Source organism: Okeania sp. SIO2F5 (assembly GCF_010692685.1).
GTDB classification, from domain to species: domain Bacteria; phylum Cyanobacteriota; class Cyanobacteriia; order Cyanobacteriales; family Microcoleaceae; genus Okeania; species Okeania hirsuta.
Window position 1 is genome coordinate 1 of the sequence record NZ_JAAHGU010000036.1, and the last position, 6,219, is coordinate 6,219.

At 35.9% G+C, this 6,219-nt stretch carries 4 protein-coding genes and 1 pseudogene; all 5 read left to right on the forward strand.

What is annotated here, in order from left to right; genetic code table 11:
- Nucleotides 1–320: 320 nt before the first annotated feature.
- Nucleotides 321–734: an SxtJ family membrane protein gene (locus F6K27_RS14175; protein ID WP_124146027.1), complete on the forward strand. Its 414-nt coding sequence runs from the start codon at nucleotides 321–323 to the stop codon at nucleotides 732–734.
- Nucleotides 735–899 (forward strand): DUF5989 family protein, encoded by a 165-nt coding sequence (locus tag F6K27_RS14180; RefSeq protein ID WP_192901158.1) that lies wholly within the window; start codon nucleotides 735–737, stop codon nucleotides 897–899.
- Between the two features lie 371 nt (nucleotides 900–1,270).
- On the forward strand, nucleotides 1,271–2,473 hold the full coding sequence (locus F6K27_RS14185) for an SGNH/GDSL hydrolase family protein (protein WP_287276744.1): 1,203 nt from the start codon (nucleotides 1,271–1,273) through the stop codon (nucleotides 2,471–2,473).
- Between the two features lie 629 nt (nucleotides 2,474–3,102).
- Nucleotides 3,103–4,305 (forward strand): SGNH/GDSL hydrolase family protein, encoded by a 1,203-nt coding sequence (locus F6K27_RS14190; protein ID WP_287276747.1) that lies wholly within the window; start codon nucleotides 3,103–3,105, stop codon nucleotides 4,303–4,305.
- A 1,595-nt stretch (nucleotides 4,306–5,900) separates the two neighbouring features.
- A pseudogene (locus tag F6K27_RS14195) lies at nucleotides 5,901–6,219 on the forward strand (SGNH/GDSL hydrolase family protein); the annotation flags it as partial.

Consider the following 6,219-nt stretch of genomic DNA (forward strand, 5'->3'; position numbering starts at 1 on the left):
AAATAGTCTATCGACCTTACAAACCAGCAAGTTGTGGCGCTCATCTGTGGATTAATACTTTTGATTCTGTGCAATTTATAGATACTAAATCGAATCCAGCTACCGCAAGGCAACCCAGCAAACAAATCTACATATAGTTCATTTCTATCTTAGGGTGGAAAAAAGTGCCCGGTTTGAGTCTAGAACGCTGAAAAAGCTTACTGGGTGACCAGTGTTTAAGGCTTTTGGGCATCACTACCGTTCTACCCAACTTATATTGACTTTTGATAACTTTTCTGCTAGGAGTTAAAAGTTAACGAAATATTGATTATGCATAACTAATGAGCGATCGCGAGATACCGAAAATTGATAAGAAGGGTCTCAGGGAATTTGGTCTAATAGTGGGTGGTGTTTTTGGCGGTTTATTCGGTCTATTACTACCGTTACTCCACAGACATTGGCCTCCTCCTGCATGGCCTTGGATAATTGCTACTCCTCTATTGGTATTGGCAATTGTTTCACCCCCAACTTTGGGACCTGTTTATAAGTTTTGGATGCGGGTGGGAATTTTCCTGAGTAAAATAATGACTCCCCTATGGATGGGGTTAGTATTTTATCTTGTAGTTATGCCAATGGGTTTGATTATGCGAATGTTTAAAAAAGACCCAATGGAACGACAATTGAATACTGAAACTTCAACTTATCGGGTGATGAGTCAATTAAAAACTAGAGAAAGTATGGAGCGACCTTTTTAAATGTTTGAAGGAATATTAGACTTTCTCAAAGACCTTTGGGGTTTTATGGGAGAGCGGAAAAAATATTGGTTATTACCTTTGATTATTACTTTAGTTTTGTTAGGAGCTTTGATTGTTCTGAGTCAATCTTCTGTAATTGCACCGTTTATTTATACTTTGTTTTAATTTGACGTTTAAAAAAGCGGTCAGCGGTCAGCAGTCAGCAGTCAGCAGTAAACGTTTAGAAGGGGACTGTTACTCTTCCACGCACCTTTCGGTTTATAGAAACTGGGGATTTAAACCAGAGCTTCTAAAAGCTGTTAACGGAGTTCCTCTGCAAGAGGCTAGCTGTTTGCGGAGCATTCCGGTATGGAAATGGTAAAAGCTAATAGCTAGTTAACTTTACATTTCTAGCAGAAGGTTTTAGTTACAGGTACTAATAACTGTTAACTGATAACTGATAACTGAAAAGTTGGGTTTATCCCCAGGATAAACTCTGCTAATTTTCCTCAACCCAATCTACAGGATCAAAATACAAAAAAATTATAGCTGAGAGGATGATTAAACTAAAAACTTTGGTGGTAAATTTAGGTATGATTTTCGCCAGTTTATTTGTTGGGATAGCGATCGCTGAAGTAGGAGCAAGAATTGCTGGTTTGGAGGGTTTAAAAAAAATGTCGGAAAGTACCCATGCAGAATTTTATCCTACATTTCATACTATTCCTCATCCGGTTAGAGGTTGGGAATATAGAGGTAATGTTTCTGGTTGGTGGACGAGCGAAGGAAAGGCTTATTTAGAGTTTAATAGTCATGGTCTTAGAGGACCGGAAATTACTAAAGCAAAACCAGAAAATACTCTAAGAATTGCTGTACTTGGGGATTCTTTTACTTCAGCAGTGCAGGTTTCTTATCAGCAAACTTTTGTGGCAGTAATGCAGAAGGAATTGGGAAAATGTACTAATTTAGAAAGTCAAAAAGTAGAGGTAATTAATTTTGGAGTGGATGGTTATGGAACTGCCCAACAATTATTAACTCTCCGAGAAAAAGTATGGGATTTTCAGCCGGATATTGTGCTTTTAGCTTTTTTTATTGGCAATGATGTTACTGATAATTCTCGACAGTTAGAAAATAATCATTATCGACCTTTTTTTGTTTATGAAAATGGGAAGTTAGAATTAGATTTATCTTTTAGAGAACTAACTATTAGTCAAGCAAACCGCTACATGATTACTACAGTCGATAAATTACCAACTTGGCTAGTAAATAATGTCAGAATTTTACAAATTATCAAAAAAGTAGAGGCAGATCAAAGGAAGAGAAATGCTGCCAGACATTTTGAAAATTTACAAGCTAATAATTTTAGAGAACCGCCAAATTCTGCTTGGCAAGAAGCTTGGAAAATTACTGATGAACTAATCGGAACTATGGCAAAAGAAGTACAAGAAAAAGGTGCAGAATTTAAAGTAGCTAAAGTGATGACTCCGATGCGAGTTCATCCAAATCAAGAATGGCGAGAAGGGTATATGAAAATTATGAATATTCAAGACTGGTCATATCCGACAAAAAGACTGCAAAATTTAGGAGAAACTTATAATTTTTCTGTGATTGATTTAGTCGAACCTTTTGATGATTATGTTCGGGAAAATCCGGTTTGTGTTCATGGGTTTAAAAATACGACAATGTGTACGGGACATTGGAATGCTACAGGGCATAAATTAGCAGGAGAAATTATTGCTGAAAATTTATGTAAAAGGTTATAGCGCTACGCGCTACGCGCAAGTTAAAAGTTAAAAGTTAAAAGTTAAAAGTTATAAAGTCAAAAGTTAAAAGTCAAAAGTTAAAAGTCAAAAGTAATCCCTGTCTAGGTTTGAGCATTTATAAATTTCCTAACCTTTGCTTCGACTGCTATATAGGGGAGTGTGGGAAGTGTGGGGAGTGTGAGGAGAGAGGGGGGTAGTAAACAGCTAATGAGGGTTTGCTTATGGAAGTCTTTTAGTAGGGGTAGGAGACAGGAGACAGGAGACAGATTTCAGTATAGTAAGCATTTCATATAAACCCGGAATAATATGCTTTATTTATACTGACAATACCAGATTTTATAGAACCCCTGAGTGGCATCTCTAAAAATTTAGGCGTACGCTCTTATTACTTAACTTAAGCATATATCTTTTCCTGAAAATACATTTCCAATCATCAAAAATAAAATCAATTATTGTAGATAAATCATCAATTATTTCCCCCATACTCCCTACTCCCTACTCCCTACTCCCTCTTTTCTGGAGAGAGCTAAAAGATACGGTTAAGGGTTCTATATAATTCCCATTTCTCCTGACTCCTGACTCCTACCCTTACCAAAAGACTTTTTATTAACTAATAAATCTCCAATTTAATGAAAAAACTCAAGAATTTAGCTATCAATTTAGGATTAACATTGGGTACATTAATATTTACTCTGACAGTAAGTGAAATAGGATTAAGAATAGCAGGAATTGAGCATCCGGCGCTAAAAATAGATGGAGATCAAAATCCTCTCCATTCTTTCAAAGATATGTACAGAGGTTGGGGAGGAAAACCTAATGGCAAAGCATTTTGGCAGGAAGAGGGTATCCCTTCTGAAATAAAAATGAATAGTGGAGGATTTCGCGATTATGAACGGAGTAAAAATAAACCAGAAAATGGATTGAGAATTGCTTTATTGGGAGATTCTTTTACAGAAGCACTTAATGTCAAATTAGAAGATACTTATGGTGCAATAATGGCAGAAAAACTACAACAATGCCCTGTGTTGAAAAACCGAAAAGTAGAAGTAATTAATTTTGGGGTAAATGGTTATGGAACAGCACAACAATTAATGACTTTAAGGCATCATGTTTGGGATTATCAACCAGATTTAGTCATATTAGCTTTTTATCCAGGTAACGATCTTAGTAACAATTATCGCGGTCTAGAACATGACCATTTACGCCCTTATTTTGTTTACCAATATGGGCAACTCGTGGCAGATATGTCATTCCGAAATTTGAAGTTTTGGCAGAGAAATCGTTATGCTTTTTCTATGGTAGATTTTTTGCCATATTGGTTAATAAAAAATTCTCGAATTCTACAGTTAATTAGAAAGGTAGATATTGATGCTAAACGCCGTCAGTATAATCGGGATTACAATGCAATTAATATAGATTTTTATAAAGAACCAAAACCCAATTCTGATTGGGAAAAAGCTTGGGATGTAACTGAGGGTTTAATTAAGTTAATGCGAGATGAAGTATATGAAAAAAAGGCAGATTTTATGCTGATAACAGTTAGTCATTCTTCTCAAGTACTTCCCGATGTTCAAGAGCGCGATAACTTGAAAAAAATTTTAAATGTGTCAAATTTATTTTACCCAGATATTAGACTAAAAAATTTTGGGAAAGAGGAAAATATACCAGTTTATAATTTAGCTGGACCTATTTGGGATGAGGCTAAAAAAACAGGTAAGTGTTTACATGGTTTTGATAATGCACTCCCCTGTGGAGGTCATTGGAATGTAGAAGGTCATAAATTGGTAGGGGAAATAATGGGAAATTATTTGTGCGAGAAATATGGCGGTTAGGAGTCAGGAGTTAGGAGTTAGAAGTCAGAATTTTATATCAAATTCATGATGATTAGTTACTTTATTGCCACTGAAACGAAGTGGAAGGAAGCAATTTTAGGGGTGGTGCGAGATTGCTTCCTATTGTCGCAATGACGACTTTTGTACAAAATTCGCGATCGCTCAGACAAATATACTATTTTTAGTTGAATAAAAAGTCATGCGTAGGTACGAACAAACCCCAACAACATTTATAATATCACAGAAATTGTGAGGGTGGAACCGAAAATCCTTTGAGCCACCGATTTTTTCATGAGCTTCATAAAATGAAACTGTTTGTGGTTTTCTACTGAGGAGAGATAGAAGGTAAAGATTTGATGATGGGAAAAACAAGCATTTCTATGAGCTTCACAAAATGACAATATTTCTAGTATTTCTCCTGGGAAAAAAGCCTGAATATTTGATTGTGTCTCAGTCAGGAATTTTAGTTGAATAAAAAGTCATGCGTAGGTACGAACAACCCCTAATAACATTTATAATATCACAAAAATTGTGAGGGTGGAACCGAAAATCCTTTGAGCCGCCGATTTTTTCATGAGCTTCATAAAATGAAAATGTTTGTGATTTTCCACCCTAGGAGAGATAGATGGAAAGATTTAATGATGGGAAAAATCTGATTCTAATCTTAAAAGTAGGAGAGTAAGGGAGTATAGCGCTACGCGCAAGTCAGAAGTTAGAAGTCACAAGTCAGAAGTAATCCCTAATTGAGTTTGAGGATTTATCAATATCCTAACCTATTTGCGTAGTGCTATATTTTTCAATCTTTTTCCTGTATTGCCTCTATTCCACTGCCGACTTGTAACTCAAAAATTTTTACGTGGGCAATAGACAGCTAGTGCTTAACACCCTAAACTATCGAGACGAGTTTGTTGGTTTCTGGGCACTTGCTGCTGGTACAGATGGTTTAGTTTAGGAGAAGAGAAACAAAATTTAAGGCTTTAAACCTTTTATCAAAGAATTGTAGGGATGTTCTGTGGAAAGTCCCTACATTTTTTTTCATGCTTATCTATATATATGTATGGTTTGCTGATTAACGATCAAAGCATTGACAGATAAAGGTTTTAGCCTTCTGAGATTCCCAAGGAGTGCGCTTGTTTTAGTCTAAAACGCTCAAAAAGGAGCGTATTTTACGCTCATAGTTGGGCAGAACAATCTTGGGACAATTGTTACTCCTACCTCCTCACTCATTCCCATTTCTCCCCTCCTGGGAGGGGTTAGGGGTGGGTTGTCTCCTACCCCTACTAAAAGACTTTTGAGCGCAAACCCTATGTATGTGGATATAATCCGGCTGAAAAGTGGTCATTGGGACGATAGGAAGTAATCTCAGGGATTTTCAAGATTGCTTCCTTCCACTCAGTTCTAGCCACAATGACCTACAATAACTAATTATTAAAATTTGATATGAGTGAAAAAAGTTTCTCTACTGTATCTCCATAAATTAGAAAATTACCCCAATTGTTTATACTTTCAGATACTATATGTAACTTGGTTTTTAACTTAACTTATTGTCAATACTAAAACTAAGAATAATCTCTTGCTCAACTAACCTAAATATAATGAAAAAACTTCAGAATTTAGCCATCAATTTAGGATTAACAGTCAGCACATTAATATTTGCTGTAACAGTAGGTGAAATAGGTCTAAGAATAGCAAAAATAGAAACTCCTCGACCACCAAGAGAAGACTCTAATCAAGAACTTTTATATACAGCAAAAGATCCAAATCGAGGTTGGGCAGGAAATCCTAACGCTACAGCATTTTGGACAGGAGAAGGTATACCTTCAGAATTAAAAATGAATAGTGGAGGGTTTCGTGATTATGAACGTAGTAAAACTCAACCTGAAAATGGATTAAGAATAGCTTTATTAGGAGATT

Excerpts from the sequence above, each read along its gene's own strand:
- F6K27_RS14185 (WP_287276744.1), top strand. The coding sequence starts at position 1,271 with ATGATTAAACTAAAAACTTTGGTGGTAAATTTAGGTATGATTTTCGCC.
- F6K27_RS14175 (WP_124146027.1), top strand. The coding sequence starts at position 321 with ATGAGCGATCGCGAGATACCGAAAATTGATAAGAAGGGTCTCAGGGAA.
- F6K27_RS14190 (WP_287276747.1), top strand. The coding sequence starts at position 3,103 with ATGAAAAAACTCAAGAATTTAGCTATCAATTTAGGATTAACATTGGGT.
- F6K27_RS14180 (WP_192901158.1), top strand. The coding sequence starts at position 735 with ATGTTTGAAGGAATATTAGACTTTCTCAAAGACCTTTGGGGTTTTATG.